The organism is Parapedobacter soli (assembly GCF_025460835.1).
GTDB lineage: Bacteria > Bacteroidota > Bacteroidia > Sphingobacteriales > Sphingobacteriaceae > Parapedobacter > Parapedobacter soli.
Map to the genome: position 1 here is coordinate 16,143 of NZ_JAMXAY010000005.1, position 22,269 is coordinate 38,411.

Below are 22,269 nucleotides of genomic sequence, written 5' to 3' on the forward strand. Positions count from 1 at the left end.
CATGCCGCTTTTTTCATTTATCATATTTCATACTATACGTCGTAAGTCGTGGACGAGGTATCACCTCCCCTACCCGTCCAGTTCGTATGGAAAAATTGTCCGCGGGGTTTATCGAGCCGCTCGTAGGTATGCGCTCCGAAATAATCGCGCTGTGCTTGCAGCAGGTTCGCGGGCAAGCGTTCGCAACGATACCCATCATAAAAAATCACCCCGGCACTCAAGCAGGGCACCGGGATACCGTTTGATATGGCCGCCGCCACCACCTTCCGCCAACCTTTTTGCGCAGCATGCAGCTTATCTTTGAAGAAGTCGTCCAAAATGAGGTTCTGCAAACCGGGGTTCTTGTCAAACGCCTCTTTGATCTTGCCTAAGAATGCCGACCGGATAATGCACCCTTCGCGCCACATCAGGGCTATGCTGCCGTAATTCAGGTTCCAACCATATTCTTTGGCAGCTACCGCCATCATCTGGAAACCTTGAGCGTAAGAAATCACCTTAGCCGCATACAATGCATCTCGCAGGTCATCGATAAACGCTTGGCGGTCGCCATCAAATAACGGCGCCGGCCCTTGCAATACCTTTGATGCTGCTACACGCTCGTCTTTCAATGCCGACAGGCAGCGCGCAAATACCGATTCGGCAATCAGTGTCAGGGGCACACCCAGATCAAGGGCTACCGTACCTGTCCACTTGCCGGTACCTTTCTGCCCGGCGGTGTCGAGTATTTTATCTACCAGCGGGAGCCCATCTTCATCTTTAAATGCCAGGATATCGCGGGTAATCTCAACCAGGTAGCTATCCAATTCGCCTTCATTCCACTCCTTGAATACCTCGTGCATCTCGTCGGGCACCATACCGAGCAAATCCTTCATGATTTGGTAGGTTTCGTTGATCAGTTGCATATCGCCATACTCAATGCCGTTGTGCACCATTTTCACAAAATGGCCCGCACCACCATCACCTACCCAATCGCAGCAAGGGCTACCATCGGTCACTTTGGCGGCTATCGACTGGAAAATCGGCTTTATGGCCGGCCAGGCTGCCTTCGACCCCCCGGGCATGATAGACGGCCCCAATAGTGCCCCCTCTTCACCACCGGACACCCCGGTGCCTACATATAATAGCCCTTTGCTTTCCACGTACTCCACCCGGCGCTCCGTATCAGGAAAATGGGAATTGCCACCGTCGATGATAATATCGCCGGGTTCCAAATGTGGGATTAAGAGCTCGATGAAGTCGTCAACGGGCTTGCCCGCTTTCACCATCAACATCACTTTGCGCGGGCTCTTCAATGAGCCGATCAAATCTTCGATGGAGGTGGCTCCATAAATGTTTTTACCTTTGGCCCGCCCATTCACGAAACGTTCCACTTTATCCACGGTACGGTTGTATGCCGAAACGTGGAATCCTTTACTTTCCATGTTCAGGATGAGGTTTTCGCCCATAACAGCGAGGCCGACAACACCTATATCCGATTTTTCTTGCATAGTCTTTTCCTTTTTAGTTCCCAAAGTTATACTTTCAGTAGCAGTAAAAAAACAAAAAGGCAAAAATGTTGTTCTTAATTCATGGGAACAGAGAAAAAGAAGCGCAACAAAAAGGACATGAAGATGAACACAAAAAACAGTATCGTAACGTATGCCTTAGTAGGACTTGCTGCCGGCACGGTAGCGTGGTTGCTATTGGGCACCAAAGAAGGGCGCAAACAAATGGACCGCGCAGGCGATGGAATACGGGAGCTCAGCAAGTCCATCCGGAAGACCACCAAAGAAGGTATCCGTAGGGCGTCTGAAATAGCGAACCGTGCAACAGACGAAATAGACAGCCTGCGGTCTCAAGCCAAGAGCAAAAGCCGTGCTGCTATCGAAAAAGCGGACCGGGCGGCAAAGAGCGGGGTAGATAAAGCACGTGCCGCAGTGAAAACCGCAAAGCAAAAAGCCGAAGAAGAAATATAAAATAACCCCACCATAGCCGCGATTACACGGGAGGTTGTATCTTTGCGGCAATGCAAACATTAAAAGCGGTCCGGTCTTTAATCCATAAAGACATTGTATTGGAGTGGCGGTCCAAGTACGCCATCAACGGTATCCTGCTGTATGTGGTGTCTACGGTGTTTGTCTGCTACCAAGCATTCAAATCCGTAGACCCCACCACTTGGAACGCGTTGTTCTGGATTATTTTGCTATTTGCATCGGTCAACGCCATCAACAAAAGCTTCGTGCAGGAAAGCCGGGACCGCCAGCTATACTACTACACCATCGCAAGCGCCAAGGCCGTCATCCTTTCAAAAGTCATTTACAACATGCTCGTCATGCTATTGCTTTCGTCAATAGCATACTTGGTCTATTCCATCATTTTCCGTAACCCGCTGGGAGATCCTACGCTCTATTTAGCGGTGGTTGCGTTGGGAGCTGTCGGCTTTGCAGCCGTATTCACCATGGTGGCTGCCATAAGCGCCAAAGCGGGCAATAACAGCACGCTTATGGCCATCCTCAGCTTCCCCATTATCATACCCATGCTCCTTGTGCTGATCAAGGTTTCTAAAAATGCTATGGATGGGTTGGAACGTAGCGCCAGTTACGATGAGTTAATGGTACTCTTGGCCATCAACATCATCACCGTTGCCATTTCTTTGCTGTTATTTCCTTACCTTTGGAGGGACTGATTGGGGGGATTGGTGATTGGCGACAAGTCTGACATCTCATATCTAATGTCTCATATCTAATAGTTGATAATGAAAAAATACTGGTGGAAAATCCTTGCTGTTTTATTGTTACTTTACAGCATCATCGCCGGACTACTAGGCCCGGTGCCTGCACTACCTATTGTACATGAAACCATCCGCAATGTGTATTTCCACGTACCGATGTGGTTCACTATGTTTACGCTCTATACCATATCGGTAGTTTACAGCGTCAAATACCTGTCGTCTGCCGATCCGCACCATGATTTTATCGCAGTAGAAAGTATCAATGTCGGTATTGTATTCTGTATATTCGGTCTGCTTACCGGCATGTTATGGGCCAACTTCACGTGGGGTGCCCCATGGCCCAATGACCCCAAGCTGAACGGTTCGGCCATCGGTACGCTGATGTACCTCGCCTACCTGGTGCTGCGCAACGCACTCGAAGAAGAACAAAAACGGGCACGTATATCGGCCATATACAATATCTTCGCATTCCCGATCATGATCGTACTTATGTATATCCTTCCCAAAACGACCGATTCGCTCCATCCTGGCGCGGGTGGAAATTCTGGGTTTGGCGAGTTTGACCTCGACGGGTCGATGAAGGCCGTATTGTACCCCGCGGCGATCGGCTGGATACTTATCGGCATTTGGCTAATGACATTACGGTTCCGCCTTCGCAAAATGGAATATCAAAACCACACAGCCACCTCATAAATATTGGTATAATATCAATCATAAATCGATTAAACGACAAAAATTAACAACGTTTATTCTAAAACGATATGAAAAAAACAATTCTTTTCTTGCTATTAGTTATCAATGGGTTAATGTGTAGTTTTGCCCAATCAAGTAACGGGGTCGAGATGGCCACGGGTTTACGTAGTTCGGGTAAGATTTATGTAGTGGTAGCTGTGTTGGTTGTGCTTTTCGTTGGGCTAGCTATTTATCTATTTACCATTGATAGAAAGGTGTCGCGATTGGAAAAGCACCAAAAACGATAACCAGTTCCACTCACAGACTTTAGGTACCGTACATTACTTAGGCCCGGCATGCCAGTCAATCCGGGTTAAAGACGATGGTTGCAAACCATCCGATAGGCGTAGGGCAATCAACAAAGTCACCAATAATATATTCTATAAATAAACATTGTTATGGCTAAGTCAATAGCAAAGAAAGAGCAAGAACCTCATTTTTTCAATGACGTATCCGCATTCTTCGACCATGCGGCGCAATTCACCAAGCACCCCCAAGGCTTACTGAACCAGATTAAGGTATGCAACAGCGTTTACCGGTTCAGTTTCCCTTTTAGGCGGGGCGATAACCTTGAAGTCATTAATGCCTGGCGGGTAGAGCACTCCCAGCACATGTCGCCTACCAAGGGCGGTATCCGTTACAGCGAGATGGTCAATGAAGATGAAGTTATGGCACTTGCCGCATTGATGACCTACAAATGTGCTATCGTCAATGTACCCTTCGGGGGGGCCAAAGGCGGTATAGCCATCAATCCCAAGAATTATTCCATCGGCGAGTTGGAAACCATCACGCGGCGGTACACGGTTGAGTTGGTCAAGAAAAACTTTATCGGCCCGGCTATCGATGTGCCGGCGCCTGATTACGGTACGGGCGAACGGGAGATGAGTTGGATTGCCGATACGTACACCACCATGAACCCTGGCCAACTGGATTCGTTTGCCTGTGTAACGGGCAAGCCCATATCCCTGCATGGCATTGCCGGTCGGAAAGTAGCAACGGGCCGCGGTGTCGGTATCGCTATCCGCGAATGTGCCAATGTTGCCGAAGACATGAAAGCCATTGGCCTTACACCCGGCATTACCGGCAAGCGGGTTATCGTACAGGGACTCGGGAATGTGGGTTACAACGCAGCCAAGGTACTCATCGAATTTGGTGCTATTATCGTAGGCGTGTGCGAGTATGACGGCGCTTTGTACAATCCTGACGGACTAGATCCGGATGCCATCCTCGAACACCGGAAAAATACAGGATCAATATTAGGTTATAGAAAAGCGACAAAATCATTCAAGACACCGGCGGAGGGATTAGAGCAACCGTGCGACATCCTCGTACCGGCTGCATTAGAAAACCAGCTTACCGAAGAAAATATCGGCCGTATCCAGGCCAAGATCATCGCTGAGGGGGCAAACGGCCCCACTACCCCTGGCGCAGCAGATGCCTTCGTCAAAAAAGGGGGCATCATCATCCCCGATATGTATTGCAATGCCGGTGGCGTAACAGTATCCTATTTCGAGTGGCTGAAAAACCTTTCACACGTTTCTTTTGGCCGCATGGACAAGCGATATGAAGAGATGGCCAACCAGAATTTGATCAATACGGTTGAAACCATGACGGGCAAATCACTCACGCCCGCAGAGCGGATGACCATCGTGAAAGGCGCCGACGAACTCGAATTGGTCAATTCGGGCTTGGAAGATACGATGATCCGTGCCTACCATGAAATCCGGGATATCCGAAATTCCAATAAAGCCATCGATACATTCCGTACGGCGGCGCTGGTAGGTGCCATCAATAAAATAGCCGTTTCTTACCAGAATTTGGGTATTTGGCCCTAGCGGTTTTATAAGAACCCCATAACTAAACCTGTCCATATATTCCGTAGCCGGAGTATATGGACAGTTGCTATCGGTTATTTTCAGGAAGCATTGGATAAATAATTGTAGGATATTCAAAATAAAACGTCTACTTTTATGCTTATTGGGAATAACTAACTGAAAAACATAATCCATGGTCGGCGAACAGCACTATACAGAGGTGTTCCAATCACTGCCTATGCCGTGTTTGATATTGCTCCCCAACGCCCCTCATTTTACCATTGTAAACGTGAGCGACGCCTATTTGGCAATCACCAATACACGTAGAGAGAGCATGGTTGGAAAAGGCTTTTTGAAGTGTTCCCCACCAATCCATACCAAAGCGACAACATCTGGCAGAATATTTTCGATGAGGTGATCAGTGAGAAAAAGACCCGCAAAGTACCACCGCAGAAATACGCTTTCCCCACGGGAGACGTACCGGCGCGACTTGATGTGAAATACTTGGAGTTGGTCAATACGCCGGTGCTTGACGATCAGGGGGAAATCAAGTTTATCATCCGCTCGATGAACGACGTCACCGACAACGTGCACTATGAGAAGTTCTTCGAAGAAACCCAACGCCCAGCCCGGATAGGCAGTTGGGAAGTCAATATGGCCCATCAAACATTTACGTGGTCCGACGGATTACGTGACATCTATGAAGTACAGCATGATTATGAGCCTACACTTAGTCGAATCAATGACTTTTTCCCCGATCCGGCAGCCTTAAAGACACTCGAGGATGCCTTTCTGAAAGCTACGGAGAATGGCACGGTATTCAGCCTCATACTACCCATGGTTACCGCCAAGGGCAACGAACGCTGGCTATCTATCGTGGGCAAACCCGATCTGGTGGGTGGCACATGCATCCGCATTTACGGAATAACCCAAGACATAACCGCTAGCAAACGCCTCACAGACCTGGAAAACCTGGAAAGAACGATTCTGGAAAAGAGTGCCCGCCGGGACACCTCCCTATCTACCGTCCTATCTGAATATATACTTGGCGTGGAAGCTCTCTACCGGGGTCTGTATTGTTCGATACTAGGGGTTCGGAACAAGCGGTTGGTTAGCTGGGTAGCCCCTTCTCTGCCAGAGTCGTATATTGCGTCCGTCCACGACCTCCCCATCGGTGACGATGTAGGTTCGTGCGGCACGGCAGCCTTTCGTAAAAAACGAATTATCGTGAGCGACATCTCCGTCGACCCGAAATGGGCCAGCGCTAAGGATGTGGCACTTTCGCACGGTCTCAAAGCCTGTTGGTCGCACCCCATCGTTGATGCAAAAGGAGGTGTCATCGCCGTGCTCGGCATCTATTACAAACAAGTCAAAGAGCCAAATCCCGACGAGCTGATCATCATCGACCGCATGAGTGCGTTGCTTAACATCATTATTGAAAATTGGCAAAATGCCGACCGTATACGCGAGGCAGCGACGATGATAGCTCAGGGGCAGGAACTTGCCCGTTTCGGCAATTGGCAATTTGACATCGAAAACAACCAAACCACCTGGTCACCCGTGCTGTGCGATATTTACGGCATCAATCCTGCCGTTTATTCTCCTAGTTTCAAGCATTATTTGGCACTTGTACACCCCGACGACCGAACACAGGTGGAGCAGATGATTGACAAAATCCACCGAACCGGCGAAGACATCGTATATGAAGAACGTATAATACGGCCGAACAACGAAATACGATACCTGAGATCGTGGGTACGGTTAATAGCAAATGCCGAAAAGAAACCTGTAAAGTTAATTGGTGCCAGCTTGGATGTGACAGAAAGCAAGAAGGCCGAGTTAAAATTGAAACAATTGCATGCCGAACTGGAAAAACACCTCAAAGAAGTGGAGCAGTCTGAGCAAAAATACAGTGATCTCTTCCACCTTAGCCCTCAGCCCATGTGGGTTTATGACCTAGAAACGTATCGCTTCCTTGATGTCAATGCAGCCGCAATTACCCATTACGGATATACACACGAGGAGTTCCTTTCGATGACGCTGATAGACATCCGGCCACCTGAAGAGATACCCAAACTAGAAGCCGCAGTTGCAAGAACACGGCTTCCCAACAAGCTTTTTTTCAAGGGCACCTTCAAGCATCGCAAGAAAGACGGGGAAATCATCCAAGTGGATATCCAAAGTAATATCATCCAATTCCATGGGCGAAAAGCCGAACTTGTGCTGGCAATCGACATCACCGAGAAGCTATACCACATCGAAGCCATAGAGGCCCAAAACAAAAGGCTGCAAGAAATTGCCTGGATGCAATCACACATGGTAAGGGCTCCGCTGGCCCGCATTATGGGATTAATCGACCTGATCAAAAGCTGCCCTGCACCCGATGTGGACCAAGACCGTTTGCTACGCGCCGTATACGACTCCGCTATCGAGTTAGACGACATATTGAGAAACATCACTGAAAAGGCAGAACAAATCACCCTTACCTAACAGCAAATCCATGGAGCTAGATGTACTGGTCATAGATGACGACGAAATTTTCAACTTGATGGCTAATATCATGCTGCGTGATCTGGGAATCACTACACAACCGAAGTGTTTCACCAGCGGGCAGGAGGCGTTGGCCTTTATCAGGCAGAGCAAAAAGGGTATTTCCTACCTCCTTTTCCTCGATATCAACATGCCAACGATGAGCGGATGGGAAGTACTGGACCACCTGGGGGCGATGCCGAATCATCTTGATATCCATGTTGTCATCGTTACGTCGTCGATAGATCGGGCCGACAAGGAAAAGGCCTTGGACTTCAAACAGGTTATCAACTTCATGACGAAACCGATAAACCGGGAAGAGCTTTCAGCCCTCAAGGAACATGAGAAAATCGCCGTATTTTTCCCACGCTGACACGTGGTGCAAGCCAGCAATTACCGTAGTGCTTGCCACAGGATTTCCACGGGATGGTAAGCGAGCCGCTCTGCTCCATCTTTGATTTGATGGCGGCAACTGGTGCCGGGGGCAGCAATAAACACCTCCTGCGGCGTAGCTCTTACCGTTGGCAGTAGCACCAATTCACCCACTTTCATGGACACATCATAGTGTTCTTTCTCATACCCAAAGGAGCCAGCCATGCCACAGCAACCCGAAGGGATCACCGTCACCTCATGCCCTTTCGGGAACGAAAGTATTTTCGTAGTATACTCCACCAAGTGGAAAGCTTTCTGATAGCAATGTCCATGGAGCTTTATCTTGCGCGGTGTGTCGGCAAACATCGATTGACTAATCCGTCCAGCTTCCATCTCGCGCGCGAGGAACTCGTCGATCAACAGTGTATTTTTAGCCAACTTGCGGGCGTCGGCCAATAGCTGCTCGTCGGCCAGGTCTGGATATTCATCCCGGAAGGTAAGGATAGCCGACGGCTCGATACCGAGCAGTGGGGTTTCTGCCGATATCACGTCTTTCAGATACCGGATATTACGATTGGCTATCGCCTTTGCTTTACGCAACAGCCCTTTCGAAAGGTAGGTTCGGCCACTTTCCAAATGTTCGGCCAACCGTACGTCATACCCGAGTGCAGATAGCAGCCGGTAAGCCGTTTGGCCGATGGCCACATCGTTATACTCCGAAAATTCATCACAAAACAAGTAAACCACCCGCCCATTATGCGACTGGCTTTTGCGCCGCGCCTCCCGGTTAATCCATTTGCGCAATGTTATCTTGCCCACTTCGGGAAGCGACCTATCTTTGGCAAAGCCGAGCACGCCCTTCACCAACGGCGAGAGCACACTGCTCTTTATTACCCAGTTGTATAGTACAGGTACATAAGACGCCAGCTGCTGTGATTTGGTAAAGTTTGCAATCACCCACGCCCTAAATGGTGTGCCGTTCGCATCGTAGTAATGCTGCAGGAATTCCGCTTTCATTTTCGTTACGTCTACGCCCGATGGACATTCCGTTTTACACGCTTTGCAGCTCAGGCAGAGGTCCATCACCTCTTTGATCTCCGGGTGGTCAAACCGGTTCGCCTTCGGCGATGCGGTAAGGTACTGGCGCAGCAGATTGGCCCGTGCACGTGTTGTATCCTTTTCCTCCCGCGTGGCCATATATGAAGGGCACATGGTACCCCCTGTTACATGTGTCTTGCGGCAATCGCCCGAGCCTGAGCATTTTTCCGACAGCCGCAGAATACTTTCCTGTTTACGGAAGTCGAATATGGTATCGATTTTCACGGTACTGGTATCGTGCTCGTAGCGCAGGAATTTGTCCATCGGCGGTGTATCCACGATCTTGCCGGCGTTAAATACACCTTTAGGGTCGAAGATGGCTTTCACTTCGCGGAGCAGCCCGTATACGGTCTCGCCCAATACTGCGCCGATAAACTCGCCGCGGAGCCGCCCATCGCCATGTTCACCGCTCAAGGAGCCGTTATATTTTTTCACCAGCTGGGTAGTATCTGCCAGTACCGCTCGGAAAACCCGTTTCCCTTCGTCGGTTTTCAAATTGATCAGCGGCTCCACATGTAACTCGCCGGCCCCCGCATGGGCGTAGTATGAAGCGTCCAGCCCATGGTGGCTGAGGATACGTTGAAGGTCTTCGATGTAAGCAGGCAGGTCTTCTGGTGGCACAGCACAATCTTCGATGAGGTTTACGGGTTGCGTATCGCCGGGCAGGTTCCGGATGAGCCCGAGGCCCGCCTTACGCACGTCCCACACCAGGTTGGTTTTGGGGCCGGTAATCAATGGGTGGGCATAGCCCAACCCCGCAGCCTCCAGCTCGGCCTTCAATGCGCCAGCTTTGCGTTCCACCTCGTCAAGCGTATCGCCCCTGAATTCAACCATCAGCATTGCTGCCGGGTCGCCCTCGATGAAGAACCTGTTGTATTGGTAGGTCGGGTGCCCTTTGGTAAAGTCCATGATGTACTTATCTACCAATTCAGAGGCTTCAGGATGGTGGCGCAGTGCCACGATGTTGGCGTGCAACGATTCGATGAGGGTGGTGCAATGTACACAAAGCAAGCCCACCTCAGGGGGTGGTAACGGGAGCAGGTTCAGCTTTGCCTCCGTAAGGATGCCCAGGGTACCCTCCGACCCGGCAAGCAGCTTGCAGAAGTTAAAGGGCTGCTCGGCATCAAGCATCATATCCAGGGCGTAGCCCGTATTGCGCCGGGTAAGCGTGGGCTTGGGATATCCTTTTTTTATAGCTTCGCGATTTTTCGCGTCTGCCAGCAAATCATTCATCCGGCGGTAGATATCACCTTCGCGGGTTGCTAGCGTCAGTTTATTAAACAAGGTCGCATCGTCCTGTGCCTCAAAAATCACTTCCGAGCCATCGTCGAGCAATACCATTGCTTCAAGCAAATGGCTACGGGTATCGCCCCATACGATAGAGTGTAGTCCGCAGGAGTTGTTGCCCACCATGCCACCCACCATGGCCCGGCTCGCGGTAGATGTCTCGGGGCCAAACATCAACCCGTAAGGTTTTAGGTATGCGTTGAGGTCATCGCGGATCACACCCGGCTGCACACGTACCCATCGCTCCGCTACGTTAACCTCCAATATTTCATTGAAGTATTTGGACACGTCTACCACAATACCCCGGCCCACGACTTGGCCCGCCAAGGACGTGCCTGCAGTACGGGGAATCAGCGTAACGCCATAGGTGGCAGCAAACGCTATAAGCGTTTGCAAATCTACCTTATTATGAGGTATGGCAACTGCTATCGGCAACTCCTGATATACAGACGCATCGGTGGCATACGCACGGATCAATGCGCGATGTTCAGCGGTATCGTTGTAATAAAGCCGGCCTGCCAGCCTGTTGGCTAACTGTCCCAGGCCCTGTGTTATCGTATTTCCATTCCTGTTCACGCGGTAAATATAAGTATCATTTAGTCATCGATTATTGTTATTCCTATTTTTACCATCTTTGTGTCCCGTTCGTTATATTCCAGGATGAGTTTTCCATTTATCAGCATATAAACCTGATTACCGTTCACAATGATATGCTACGTATACCATTGTTTATCTGTCACAGACACCGTATTCACCTGCACCTTGTGACCGATTGTCGAAAACCCTTTTGCCTGAAATTGCGCATGGAAATAGATTCTGGCGTTTGACCCCGTAAAGGTCATCACCTCCAGCTTCGGTTCAAAGTTTTTGAAATCATGGCCGCCAACATCCCCTCGTATAAAAAAGGTGCGCCCGCTGGCCACTTACCGCAATCGCACCATCCCCACGCTTCTTCAAGCCCCTTTGGCTTTCTAACCCCCAAATTTAAGAATAACTTCGGTAACTGTATATTTTCGACAGCGCCAGGCATTCCTCATAAGGTACAAGGCCGTCCGAGCACGTCGCGTGCGAGAGGCTTGCGGCTGCGGCACAAACACCCAGATCGAGGCACGCTTCCATACCCCAGTCTTCATGTACCCCAAGCAGCACACCCGCAGCCAATGCGTCGCCCGCACCATTTGCCCCGACGATTTTATCCTGCGGAAGCAGTAGACTGGGGTGAAAAATACGTCGGCCATCGCGGTGTCCGGCCCACGCCCCATCCGGATGGTGGATAATAATCCACTCGTTCACACCCATTTCGAAAACAATTTCAAAAGCCTCATTACACCGTTCGGTCATTTCTGTCGGGCCCGCCACATTGATTAGGTCGACCCCCGAGAGCCGGCACGCTTCATACTCATTGAGAAAGAGGTAATCGACATGCGGCAACGAGCAAGGGATAATGGTTGCAAACCGATCCGAGTCTTCACTTACCAAATCAACGGAGGTAATAAACCCGGCCTTCTTAGCATCCTCCAGCACATAAGATGCTTTCGTCCGCCGATCATCCTGGATTTCATCCAAGCGGTCAAGCAGCAGCAGGTAACCCAGATGGAAAATCTTCGCATCGGAAACCTTAAAATCAAAATGCTCGGTATCCAACAGCGAATTGGCTCCGCGGTGGTGAAAGAATGTCCGTTTTCCGGTATTCTTTACCGAAGTGACGATGGTATAGGAGGTCGGCATATCCGGTGTCATCTGCAACTGCCGTACATCTATGCCCGCTTCCCGGCAATGGTCAACTATCCGCACACCGTTAAAGTCATTACCAACCAGGCCAATGGCCTCCAATGAAAAGGGAGCGCCGAGTTTGGTCAAATCCATCAAGATATTGTAAGCCGACCCACCGTTGCTTGTATACTCATGCAGAATATTAACAAGCGATTGTTCCTCGGGAAATTTATCGATTAATTTCACTTGGTCCAGTATCCAATTGCCTGCCACCAGTAGTCCCGATCGGTTCCTATCGTTCTTAAACATACCCCTATTCGCTTAATAATTTAACCAATGGTGGTTCATCTTCTATGATTTCGGGGAATCGGCCTATTTCGTTATCCCAAAAGAAATTATCGTTTTCGTCGTCGTTGGCCGTGGATACCTCGCCGATGACACATTCGGCAGAAATCGGGTAAAACGCGTGCCATAACAACGGCGTGATCGTGATACGTTCGCCAGCATGGATCGTAGTCGGTTCTCCGCTTTTAACGGTACGGTTTTCTCCGTTGACTTTCACGGTGATGAACTCCTGAGTTACAGCGCCAGGGTCTTCTGCCCACAATATCACGGCGAGTTGCCCCGCCCGGCAAATGATATCTTCTTTCTTTTGCTTATGATAGTGTGCCGGCGTGGTCTGATCACGCCAGGCGTACATCAACTTCTCACAATATTCGGGTTCGGCAGCTAAGTTCACTAACACCAACCCTTCCTTTCGGAAGTTTCCTAATCCGAAATCCGTCACATCCCATGCTGGGTTAGGTGGCAATACCCAACCATTGCGTTCAAAAAAATTGATCGCCGATCGCACCGCGTAATTTATTTCCGATCTTTTCATATCGCCAACGTATTTGTATAAGGAACATCCACAAATGCGCCAGTTTCCTGCGAGCGCAGGGCCGCTTTGAAAACCCGGTGGCTATCCACCGCTTCTTCCGGTGTTGCACAGCCAAATTTCCCATTTAACAGCCCCTCACGCTCAGCAACGTACGCGGCGATCATCTGCATGAAACAGTCGGGAAAACCCGCTTCAAAAATACCGCCTGTGATGGTCTCAAAGGGCATCTGAAACCCGAGATCGGTGCGCTTCCACCATTGTTCGGGCCCATTGGTAAACTGCCAGAAAGCCTTGGTATCTTTTGTACTGTAGCGTACGCCGCCTTCCGTTCCGTAAATCTCGATGTACCACGTGTTTGTTTCTCCCGGCGCCAGCCGCTTCATTTCCAACTGCATGGGCACCTGCTCGCCTCCGATTTCGACCTGCGTGTTCAGTATTGCATTATTCCATGTATCGCATTCAGCAACGCCACCCTTACCATCGGGTCGTTCGGTAATAATTTTCTGCAGCTGGGCAAACACCTTCGACGGCCGCCATCCCAACCGCAGCGGCACATGCAGTGCATGCATACCCAAATCACCCATTACCCCTATTTCACCGCAATATTGCGATTGGCGCTTCCAGTTGATGGGCTTCTGGGCATTCATATCGCTTGCATGGAGAAACCCGGATCGGACTTCGAATATCCGTCCCAGCCGCCCCGACTGCACTTCGCTGATCACCCGCTGCGGACCGGGAAGAAAAGGCATTTCAGAGCTGCAACGTACAAAGCGCCCCAATTTGGCCGCCTCTGCTGCAATCGCCTCGGCGGCCTCCTGATCAATACCAAAAGGCTTCTCACCCAATAGGTCTTTGCCCGCCCGCAGGATATCGAGATACATATGGAGATGCAGGTTGTGCGGAACAGCAATATACACCATGTCTACCTGGTCGCTGTTAATCAGCTCTTGGTAATCTGTTGTCAGCAGTGCAACGCTGTCTATCTGCTTATACCACGATAAAACCGTCTCGTCCAAATCACACACCGCGGTCAACCGCGCCCGCACGGGAAAATCCTTGAGGGCAAACCATCGCCCGAACGCGCTGGCAGCCTCGCGCCCCATCAATCCCCCGCCTATGATACCGATATTTACTGTTTTCATTTACTGTTTTTTTAACAATCCGATTACTTCTTCTGGTTTAGCACCCTCATGCACGATGGCCATCAGCGCACGTGTCATCCCACTCGGGTTGGCATGCTGGATAACATTCCGTCCGTAAACGATGCCTTTCACACCCTGCTGCATCAAGCCATACGTTCGTTGCAGGATTTCCTCATCCGTTGCTTTGCCACCTCCTCGCACCAATACGGGGATATCTCCGGCAATTTCCACCACACGGTGGTAATCATTCACGTTATCGGTTGGGTCGGCTTTGATGATGTCTGCACCCAACTCCACGCCCTGCCTTACCAACGGAATAATTTTCCCGGAATCGCCATTCACCATATACCCGCCAGCCTCGTTATTCGGACGGAATACCAGCGGCTCTACCATTAATGGGATACCGTAACGTTCCGTCTCCGGCTTAATCTTCAATATATTTTGGATGCATTGGTCGGTTACCTCCGGTTCATCTGGAATGCTGAACAGGTTTACCACTACGCACACGGCATCCAAACGGATGGCCTGCTCTACGGGATTTTCGATCATACGGCTGAATAAGGTACGTGGTAATTGCTTACCGTATACGTTGGCTACATCCGTGCGCAATACCAGCGACGGCTTTTCGCGGCCCGGAATGGACTGCAGGTAATGTGCCTGCCCGATGGTAAGTTGTATGGCATCCGGAGCTGCATCTACCAATACATCGACGGCCTTCTTTATATTTTCTATTCCGTTTAAAAATGGATATTCGTTAAAGAATCCGTGATCTATGGCAACATCGAAACAGTTGCCTGATTTACTGTTAAAAAGTCTGTTTAATCTGTAATTTTTCATTTAATATAATTTGCCCTTTTTTCAGGGGTGAATCACTCTACTGTTAACCCAATTAATTCTGTCTTTAATTAATCATGAGGTTACAAATATAATAAATCAAATCAACTTGTATATACAAGTCGCATTTATTTCGTGGTGGGATTTGTTTTTTTTCGTAGCGGTCCTCTGTGAGATGGTTACATTAATCCTTGATAGACCTTTCGCAAAAAATAGCACCTGGCCGCCCTCTCTTCACCTTTATCAATTCATATTGGCTTAATTAGTTTCCCCGCCCTGTGCGAAAGTACCGTCCGGAAGGACCTTGCTCACATCCTCACCTTTATATAATAGTTGATATGCTGAATCATATTCGGGATGACCTGCCACTTTCACCCAAAGAGTAAACAAATTTGATTTCAAATGCGGCACGCTAAAATGCATCGTTGGTCCCTGAGCGTTCGTAAAGGGTTCGGCCCCCGGGCAGTCCCATGTAAGTAGTTCCATTTCTTGATTATCGTATTCCAAAGTGACAGCAATCTCGAGCTTTTCCACTTGGTTATACGAATCGTTCAATAAGAATAGGTCAAACTCAAAGTCTTCATTCTCTTTCCACACAAACTTCCGTACCCTGGCGCTGGCTAAAATCGGACGACAAGCATCCGTTACATCCTTGAAAGCGGGTTTTGGTTCATTAGGCCAATTTACAATGCTGTTGTTTGCGGCAGTCGGCCATGGCTCCTGAAAACACCAATTGAGCGCCATACTACAATAAGGTTTCTGCCGACGAGCTTCTTCATAAATGAACTTCAAGCCCTCACCTTGTAATAGTTGGCTGTATTGAACCAATTCCGTTACAGTGTGCGGATCACCAAAATATTTTCGAAATGTCGCCATTTCCGTCCAACTGCTATTACGCCACGCGCCAAATCCATGATGTACACTCCAGGTCGTACCCTCTTTAGGAGGAAAAAGTTCATCGCTTGGAATAAAGCTTTTCAGCACTTCTAGGTTAGAAATACTGGGAACTCCAAACTCAGTATACGCCGTCATGCGCGCTTCAGTCATCCACTGAAACACCTCTCTTCCACTTTCTTTATCGTAAAAAAGATAATGCCCATGCCCGACGCCGTAGAAAGGTGACGTATTGATAAACGGAGTGTTCGGATCTAATTGGTAGCACACACTGTTTAATAGGCGGAAAGGGAGAGATTGCTCGGTCATGCCGCCCCAATATAATTCATTACCGCCTGACCATAAGGCGAGGCAAGCATGCTTTTTGAGCCGGTTAACAATCGATGCAGCTTCCTGTTTAAGTACCTTTAGATAACTCGGCTTATCTGTATACACATTGTTTGCCAATGGAAAATCCTGCCAGACCAACAGACCGAGTTCATCACATATATCGTAAAATGCCTCCTTATTTACGATTCCTCCGCCCCACACACGTAATAGATTGAAATTTGCATTTTTTGCGAGAACAAGTTGTTCGCGGTAGCGCTCCGGGGTAATGGTCCCGATAAAAACCTCGGGGTGAACCCAGTTGCTGCCTTTGCCAAAAATCCGTCGATTGTTAACTTCTAGTGAAGCAGGCGGCATAGCGCTGGTTGCTGGGAACCCCCAGCTGTCGTTCCATGATTTTTCATTCACAACCAATCGGACCCGGCGGAATCCGGTTCGGATTATGCGACGTTCGAGTTCACAGTTATTCGTGTCTAGCAGTAAAAATTCAGATACATATAGATTGGGGTCACCGTAGCCATTTGGTTGCCACAATTTAGGTGATGCTAAATCCGCTGGTATAAATAAGTTGTCAGATGATATCGCTCCTGTCTTTTGCAGCACCGTCCTTCCTTCCGGATCCTTGATTGTCCACTCATAGGCACTGCCGGATAATTTAACTCCGCTGATTTCAGCAGTGACTTTCGCATGCGTCAGGTCATCATTTAATACATAGGTCATCGAGACGTCATTCAAGCGGACCGGTTGACGCACTGCGAGGTATGTTTCATCCCATATACCGCGGGTAACACATCTGGGGTGCCAATCCCAACCGTAACTGACAGCAGGTTTAACACTTTCCCGAGCATTTCTCCGGTAACTATCCGGGGTCTCGGGAGACACCTCAAATCCAAGCTTGGGCACGGGGCGCAAAACAACTCTCAATTCGTTAACGTCCCGTAAATCATCCGTTAAGTCAACGTCTACATAAGTAAACATTCCCTCCTGGTCCCGAATAATCTTCCCATTTAAAACCACCTTAAAGTGGTAGTCAATACCTTTCGAGAAAAAAAATAGCCGTTCGCCGTCCTTCAGTTCTGGACGTTCAAATATGGTTTTGTAGGTAAACCAAACGTCCTCCATCCAATCGAACTGTGCAACGTTATTCCCATACCACCAAGGTTGTTCATAGTTTTCGGCCTTCATCACATCCAATTGAACGGCACCCGGAACCGTCGATTCAAGCCAATGTTCCGGCTGTTCGCTTTCAGTATTGTGGTAGCCGATTTGCCAAATAGGATAAATTTGTTGAGCCACGGCAGACAAAAGGAGCGTATGAAATAAAGCAACTAGTGCCGTTATACGTAATAAAATGATACTCGGTTTCAATCTCATTTTTCGCAAAAGTTTATAGAAGTCTAGTTTAACCTTATTTGATTTGTCCTTTGGCTGCATCTTCGTTTTCTTTCAGATAAATCCGGTACAGCTCAAAAAATGTCGGTGCATCAACAAGCGTGATATTCGGGTCCCGCTTTTTTATTTCATCCACGATCGACCCATACCAAGTCGGCGACTTTAGCACACTCCGTACCCAAAAGAAAGGAATTGGAGATTCGTTTACCATCTTTACCACGGCGGCCGCGTCCTCCTCCGGTTCCGAATTCACGTAACCACCCTCCCTCAAAATCGGCACGTTGCCGTGCAAATAGGTACGAGGAACGCGGTTCTCAATCTCGCGGCCCTCAAAAAAGGGTGTATAACTCTCAATATTTTGCCGCACAATGCCATTCGGACTAAAAGCTGCATATGAATTGAGTCCACTTTCGTTGAGACCAGGAGCGTAGCCGTCGATTACGAAGCCACTTACACTCAAGCCCCATTTCTGATAATAGGGAATATTATGATTTGCCCACGCTTGCGTTGCGTCCGGCAACCCGGAAATCGGGCGGGGTGCCTGCAACATACCGGGATTAAGATAGCCCGCACCGTTATCCGCCGCTACGAAATAATCGTTTGGCGTCGCCGTTTCCCGTCGATAGTCAAGGGCCATTGGCACCCGCTGGGACAATATCGGACTGATAGCCCACATAATCGGTACAATTCCTCTATTTGGGTCGTCCCATATGTAAGGGGTGGTAGTGGAAAGCCACGAGGAGGCGTCATAGTCACCCGCGTAAAAAATCAATAGCTTTTTATCGCCCAAACTGAGTTTTCCATGCTCGTCCAAATAACCTTGTTTCGACAATTCCCTAGCGGAAACCCATTCCTGAGGATATTCACTCTTAAGCGGATAATGTTGCCAAAATGAACCATTGGCAAGCGCCCCAAAACTATCTCCTCCTGTAGCATCAGCGTCCACAAAAGCATTATATGCACTAATCACGCGCATGAACTCCCACTCGCTTTCGACAGCTCCGTGGCGTCCCCCGTCAAGAACGGTATATTTAAATCGCCACGCGGGAAAACCACCGATATAGGAAAAAGTACTTCCATTACCATTCTGCTCATAGGCTAACATTAACATCTCTTTTAAAAGTGCTAAATCAGCCCCTGGCGATTGACCGCGATCATCGGTTGCGGGTTCATCAGCCCAAGGACTCAAATCAAAGAAATAACCTTTTTTGCTCACAAAAAAGTCATGGTTGGACAATGTATGGTGGTTAACGGGCGCGACATCGGGTGTCCGCCTCCAATATTGGTCGATGTAATAAGCACCATATTCAGGGTTGCATTTCCCCGTCTCCATATAATTATCAATAAACCAGCGGTACGCGTCCGTTTTAGGAGTTCCACCCCGACCAGAACCGTCGAAAATGGAAGATCCGTCTTCATTGACCAACCTCACTTTGACAGGAATTTTGGGCCCTTCTAGAATTAGTTTACTGTACAACGAATTGGGACTGGAATTGTAACACACTGCAACGAGGTCTTCCGCACCAGCGATTGATGAAGCGAGATTACTAGTTGCGGGAACATTTGGATCATACACCACCGCACCGTTAATATCCTCATTGAACTTCGTGACCAAATCTATTATGTTCAGAGCGCTGTCTACGTTTGCGTTACCCAACCATTTGCTAGGCTGCCGGTATTTATCCCACCAATAGCGGTCAACATTTATACCCTTATCAGGTACTTCAACATAAAAAAGGTATAAGCGTGGGCTGCTCCGATTTACGATTCCCTGAAGTGTTGCTGCGGTGTGAACGTGCTCCCATATTGTATGAATATCCTCTTCGTTATTCACGTTAAGATTATTCAAATATTGCATATCAAAGGTGACCACTGTGTCTTTTACCAACTCGGCATTTTGGGGTTCGCTGTCATTATTTCTTTCCTTATTGCCGTTGAACTGACAGGCGGTCAATTGTGAAATAAATCCGGCGCACAAAGCAAGAAAGGCGAGACATGATGATTGTTTCATATATTTGAGTGAAATATTTGTAAATTATACAACGTTCCTTTGGGCTAGTGACTCCATTGAAAACCAAAAGGAAAGAAACGCGTAGCCATTTGACTTTCCGGAGTGTTCGTTCTAAAATTAAGATAGCCAAATGTGGTTTCCCGAGCAGTTAATGGATCACAAGTAGCGTCTGTACAATCAATAGATAACCAATCGCTGAAAAGCTGCCAAAACAAAATTCGGTCAACGCTTTGAATTATTTTACTGTTAAAAACCGTCTCGAAAAAGGCCGCATGCACACTAGCCGCTCTTCCATCTCCAAGTCCGGCGCGCGGAAAGCCGATTTCGCCGATTACAATTCTGTTTTGATTCGGCAGGCTCGCCGGATCTTGTAGCCGTGTCACCACACTTTCCCAACGGCTCAAAATCCGATGCATATCGACACCCTCTGTATCCATGGGGTAAAGGTGTATATTGGGGATTCCCTTTCCACCCGCCTCATAATAATTTGTCCACCAGTCCAAATAAAGCCATTGATCACCTGAGATTATTGAACTCGCCAGTACCTCTTTATATGGAACACCATATTCGTCCAGCTTTGCCGCTACCGCGTTATCAAAAAAAGCAGCATACCTTTGTTCACCACTTATTTCCGCATTAAACTCATTAAATGGCTCAATTTTCAGCTTTTCAACCATCCAACCTTCGTCCAGACCATGTTTAGTATGCTGACGAACCAAAAACTCCGCAATTACATCCGCGACTACGCCGAGCTCTTCATACATACCACCACTCGAGGACTGAACCTTGGCATCAATCCAAGAAGGATAAGGTTTCGAAAATGCCAAAATCAGCTCCACGTCCCGTTGTTCGTACTGACGTAAAACAGCTAAAAGCGCTAGATCGAACGGATAGTCTCCCTCGACTGGTTCAACGGTTTTTAGCGTGACAATCTCACGGAATACACTCGCCCGCCAATCATTTCTTTCGAAATGAGCTAGAAGATCGCCAGCTTTCGAAGCAGGCATTAATGGCATATTCTGTGGCACTCCCTCCATAACCCAAGCATAAGAAGGATAATCGGCTGGAACAATATGGTGTAAATGGGAGAGTAAAAACAATGCGTTAAAACCGACCAATGCTACATCTGGAGTATTGGGTTCTGGCTCGCCTCCACCGGTATCATCATTGCCAACATCTTTGGCACAGCTTACCATCGTCGCGAGCAGGATAAATAGTAATGTATGTCTCATCATGGTATACTAGTTAAGCCTTTAATACTATAAACAGAATTTTCCAAACCTTACACCCCACAGTATAACTTTAGGAATTTATTAATGTGTCCACCAGAACCCGACAGGGAAAAAGCGTGTCATCATTTGAGATTCAGGGGTATCTGTCCTAAAATTCAAATATCCAAAGGTTGTTTCTCTAGCTGTCACTGGATCACAGGTTGCATCGGTGCAATCGATAGTCAGCCAATCACTAAAAATACGCCAATACACAACCCTATCAACACTTTGAATACGGATACTATTGAAAATTGTGTCCAAAAAAGCTGCGTGGACCACAGAAGCACCACCATCTCCCAGTCCGGCACGTGGAAAACCAATTTCGCCAATTACTATCCGATTGTGATTTGGTAAGCTCGTAGGATTTTGCAATCGTGCCACCACGGTTTCCCAACGGCTTACAATCGTTGAAATGTCTGTGCCCTCGCTTTCCATTGGATAGAGATGAATGTTGGGAGTTCCCGGACCACCGGCTAGATAGTAGTTTGTCCACCAGTCTAGATAAAGCCACTCATCACTCGAAATAATGGAACTGGCAAGTACTTCTTTGCGGGGCACACCAAAGTAATCCAGCTTGGAATTGACTGCATTATCTAAAATGGCAGCGTACGATTCATCACCACTCACCTCAGCATTAAATTCATTAAAAGGTTCGATCTTCAGCTTTTCTGCCATCCAAGTGGAATCGAGACCATACCATATCCGCTGACGCGCCAGAAAGTAAGAAATAACATTTGCCACAACATCCATTTCTACGGCCATACCTCCGCCTAGCGCCTGTACTTTGGAGGCAATCCACGATGGATAAGGCTTCGAAAATGCTAAAATCAATTCTACATTCCTTTGCTGGTACTTTTGCAGTACCGAAAACAATTCCGAATCAAATGGGAAAACCCCTTCTGTTGGCTCAATCGTTTTCAGCGGCAGAATGTCTCGAAAAACGTCAGCATGTCTCCCATTTATTTCAAAGTTATACAACAAATCTGCGGCTTTGGAAGCCGGCATTGCCGGCATATTTTGAGGAACACCCTGCATGACCCAAGCGTGCTGGGGATAATATTGAGGCACGACAAAACTTAAATGGGACAGGGCAAACAACTCGTTGAATCCGGATAACGCTGCCTCATTTGATTCGGTTTTGAACGCGGCCTTATTATCAATTTGCGTTTTTTCGCAGGATGTGCAAAGACCACCAATCAATATCAAAACCCAGCTCTTATAATATATATATCTTCTTCGTATCATCTTTCAACCTAAGATCAT

17 protein-coding genes are annotated in these 22,269 nt (G+C 48.3%); 7 read left to right on the top strand and 10 right to left on the bottom strand.

What is annotated here, in order from left to right:
- Positions 1-32 precede the first annotated feature (32 nt).
- Positions 33-1,487, bottom strand: a complete 1,455-nt coding sequence (gene gnd / locus NGM62_RS03735; RefSeq protein WP_262245877.1) for a decarboxylating NADP(+)-dependent phosphogluconate dehydrogenase — start codon at positions 1,485-1,487, stop codon at positions 33-35.
- A gap of 81 nt (positions 1,488-1,568) precedes the next feature.
- On the opposite strand from gnd, the gene NGM62_RS03740 reads away from it, so the two are divergent.
- The 7 genes from NGM62_RS03740 to NGM62_RS03770 all read left to right on the top strand — a co-directional run bounded on the left by NGM62_RS03740 (position 1,569) and on the right by NGM62_RS03770 (position 8,158).
- The gene (locus NGM62_RS03740) at positions 1,569-1,955 is read left to right on the top strand and encodes a hypothetical protein (protein ID WP_262245878.1); all 387 of its coding nucleotides are present in this window, start codon (positions 1,569-1,571) and stop codon (positions 1,953-1,955) included.
- A gap of 50 nt (positions 1,956-2,005) precedes the next feature.
- On the top strand, positions 2,006-2,665 hold the full coding sequence (locus tag NGM62_RS03745) for a heme exporter protein CcmB (protein ID WP_262245879.1): 660 nt from the start codon (positions 2,006-2,008) through the stop codon (positions 2,663-2,665).
- 69 nt (positions 2,666-2,734) lie between these two features.
- Positions 2,735-3,403 (top strand): cytochrome c biogenesis protein, encoded by a 669-nt coding sequence (ccsA, locus tag NGM62_RS03750; RefSeq protein WP_262245880.1) that lies wholly within the window; start codon positions 2,735-2,737, stop codon positions 3,401-3,403.
- Positions 3,404-3,471: 68 nt separating this feature from the next.
- On the top strand, positions 3,472-3,690 hold the full coding sequence (locus NGM62_RS03755) for a CcmD family protein (RefSeq protein WP_262245882.1): 219 nt from the start codon (positions 3,472-3,474) through the stop codon (positions 3,688-3,690).
- A 150-nt stretch (positions 3,691-3,840) separates the two neighbouring features.
- Positions 3,841-5,277: a Glu/Leu/Phe/Val family dehydrogenase gene (locus NGM62_RS03760; protein ID WP_262245883.1), complete on the top strand. Its 1,437-nt coding sequence runs from the start codon at positions 3,841-3,843 to the stop codon at positions 5,275-5,277.
- Between the two features lie 336 nt (positions 5,278-5,613).
- Positions 5,614-7,746, top strand: coding sequence for a PAS domain S-box protein (locus NGM62_RS03765; RefSeq protein ID WP_262245884.1), 2,133 nt, complete (start codon positions 5,614-5,616; stop codon positions 7,744-7,746).
- Positions 7,747-7,756: 10 nt separating this feature from the next.
- Entirely contained in the window at positions 7,757-8,158 is a 402-nt protein-coding gene (locus NGM62_RS03770; protein WP_262245885.1) for a response regulator, read from the top strand.
- Positions 8,159-8,178: 20 nt separating this feature from the next.
- On the opposite strand, the gene NGM62_RS03775 is transcribed toward NGM62_RS03770, so the two are convergent.
- The 9 genes from NGM62_RS03775 to NGM62_RS03815 all read right to left on the bottom strand — a co-directional run bounded on the left by NGM62_RS03775 (position 8,179) and on the right by NGM62_RS03815 (position 22,251).
- A complete protein-coding gene (locus NGM62_RS03775) occupies positions 8,179-11,118 on the bottom strand; it encodes an FAD-binding and (Fe-S)-binding domain-containing protein (RefSeq protein WP_262245886.1) in 2,940 nt (979 codons plus the stop codon).
- A 408-nt stretch (positions 11,119-11,526) separates the two neighbouring features.
- Positions 11,527-12,564, bottom strand: a complete 1,038-nt coding sequence (locus NGM62_RS03780; RefSeq protein ID WP_262245888.1) for a carbohydrate kinase family protein — start codon at positions 12,562-12,564, stop codon at positions 11,527-11,529.
- A 4-nt stretch (positions 12,565-12,568) separates the two neighbouring features.
- Positions 12,569-13,135: a D-lyxose/D-mannose family sugar isomerase gene (locus tag NGM62_RS03785; RefSeq protein WP_262245889.1), complete on the bottom strand. Its 567-nt coding sequence runs from the start codon at positions 13,133-13,135 to the stop codon at positions 12,569-12,571.
- Entirely contained in the window at positions 13,132-14,277 is a 1,146-nt protein-coding gene (locus tag NGM62_RS03790; protein WP_262245891.1) for a Gfo/Idh/MocA family protein, read from the bottom strand. Before NGM62_RS03790 ends, NGM62_RS03785 begins: the two co-directional genes overlap by 4 nt.
- Complete coding sequence (locus NGM62_RS03795; protein ID WP_262245892.1) at positions 14,278-15,114, bottom strand: class I fructose-bisphosphate aldolase; 837 nt, start codon at positions 15,112-15,114, stop codon at positions 14,278-14,280. It abuts the gene before it with no gap.
- A 255-nt stretch (positions 15,115-15,369) separates the two neighbouring features.
- The gene (locus NGM62_RS03800) at positions 15,370-17,766 is read right to left on the bottom strand and encodes a glycoside hydrolase family 2 protein (RefSeq protein ID WP_262245893.1); all 2,397 of its coding nucleotides are present in this window, start codon (positions 17,764-17,766) and stop codon (positions 15,370-15,372) included.
- A complete protein-coding gene (locus NGM62_RS03805) occupies positions 17,741-19,735 on the bottom strand; it encodes a GxGYxYP domain-containing protein (protein WP_262245894.1) in 1,995 nt (664 codons plus the stop codon). The genes NGM62_RS03800 and NGM62_RS03805 overlap by 26 nt, the downstream gene beginning before the upstream one ends.
- Positions 19,736-19,779: 44 nt before the next feature.
- A complete protein-coding gene (locus NGM62_RS03810; RefSeq protein ID WP_262245895.1) occupies positions 19,780-20,970 on the bottom strand; it encodes a hypothetical protein in 1,191 nt (396 codons plus the stop codon).
- A 78-nt stretch (positions 20,971-21,048) separates the two neighbouring features.
- A complete protein-coding gene (locus NGM62_RS03815; protein WP_262245897.1) occupies positions 21,049-22,251 on the bottom strand; it encodes a hypothetical protein in 1,203 nt (400 codons plus the stop codon).
- Positions 22,252-22,269 lie beyond the last annotated feature (18 nt).

What these genes read in the sequence shown, in the direction of transcription:
- NGM62_RS03790 (WP_262245891.1), bottom strand. Translation starts at nt 14,277, where the DNA reads ATGAAAACAGTAAATATCGGTATCATAGGCGGGGGATTGATGGGGCGC.
- NGM62_RS03770 (WP_262245885.1), top strand. Translation starts at nt 7,757, where the DNA reads ATGGAGCTAGATGTACTGGTCATAGATGACGACGAAATTTTCAACTTG.
- ccsA (WP_262245880.1), top strand. Translation starts at nt 2,735, where the DNA reads ATGAAAAAATACTGGTGGAAAATCCTTGCTGTTTTATTGTTACTTTAC.
- NGM62_RS03800 (WP_262245893.1), bottom strand. Translation starts at nt 17,766, where the DNA reads ATGCAGCCAAAGGACAAATCAAATAAGGTTAAACTAGACTTCTATAAA.
- NGM62_RS03795 (WP_262245892.1), bottom strand. Translation starts at nt 15,114, where the DNA reads ATGAAAAATTACAGATTAAACAGACTTTTTAACAGTAAATCAGGCAAC.
- NGM62_RS03745 (WP_262245879.1), top strand. Translation starts at nt 2,006, where the DNA reads ATGCAAACATTAAAAGCGGTCCGGTCTTTAATCCATAAAGACATTGTA.
- NGM62_RS03760 (WP_262245883.1), top strand. Translation starts at nt 3,841, where the DNA reads ATGGCTAAGTCAATAGCAAAGAAAGAGCAAGAACCTCATTTTTTCAAT.
- NGM62_RS03810 (WP_262245895.1), bottom strand. Translation starts at nt 20,970, where the DNA reads ATGATGAGACATACATTACTATTTATCCTGCTCGCGACGATGGTAAGC.
- NGM62_RS03740 (WP_262245878.1), top strand. Translation starts at nt 1,569, where the DNA reads ATGGGAACAGAGAAAAAGAAGCGCAACAAAAAGGACATGAAGATGAAC.
- gnd (WP_262245877.1), bottom strand. Translation starts at nt 1,487, where the DNA reads ATGCAAGAAAAATCGGATATAGGTGTTGTCGGCCTCGCTGTTATGGGC.
- NGM62_RS03815 (WP_262245897.1), bottom strand. Translation starts at nt 22,251, where the DNA reads ATGATACGAAGAAGATATATATATTATAAGAGCTGGGTTTTGATATTG.
- NGM62_RS03755 (WP_262245882.1), top strand. Translation starts at nt 3,472, where the DNA reads ATGAAAAAAACAATTCTTTTCTTGCTATTAGTTATCAATGGGTTAATG.
- NGM62_RS03780 (WP_262245888.1), bottom strand. Translation starts at nt 12,564, where the DNA reads ATGTTTAAGAACGATAGGAACCGATCGGGACTACTGGTGGCAGGCAAT.
- NGM62_RS03805 (WP_262245894.1), bottom strand. Translation starts at nt 19,735, where the DNA reads ATGAAACAATCATCATGTCTCGCCTTTCTTGCTTTGTGCGCCGGATTT.
- NGM62_RS03785 (WP_262245889.1), bottom strand. Translation starts at nt 13,135, where the DNA reads ATGAAAAGATCGGAAATAAATTACGCGGTGCGATCGGCGATCAATTTT.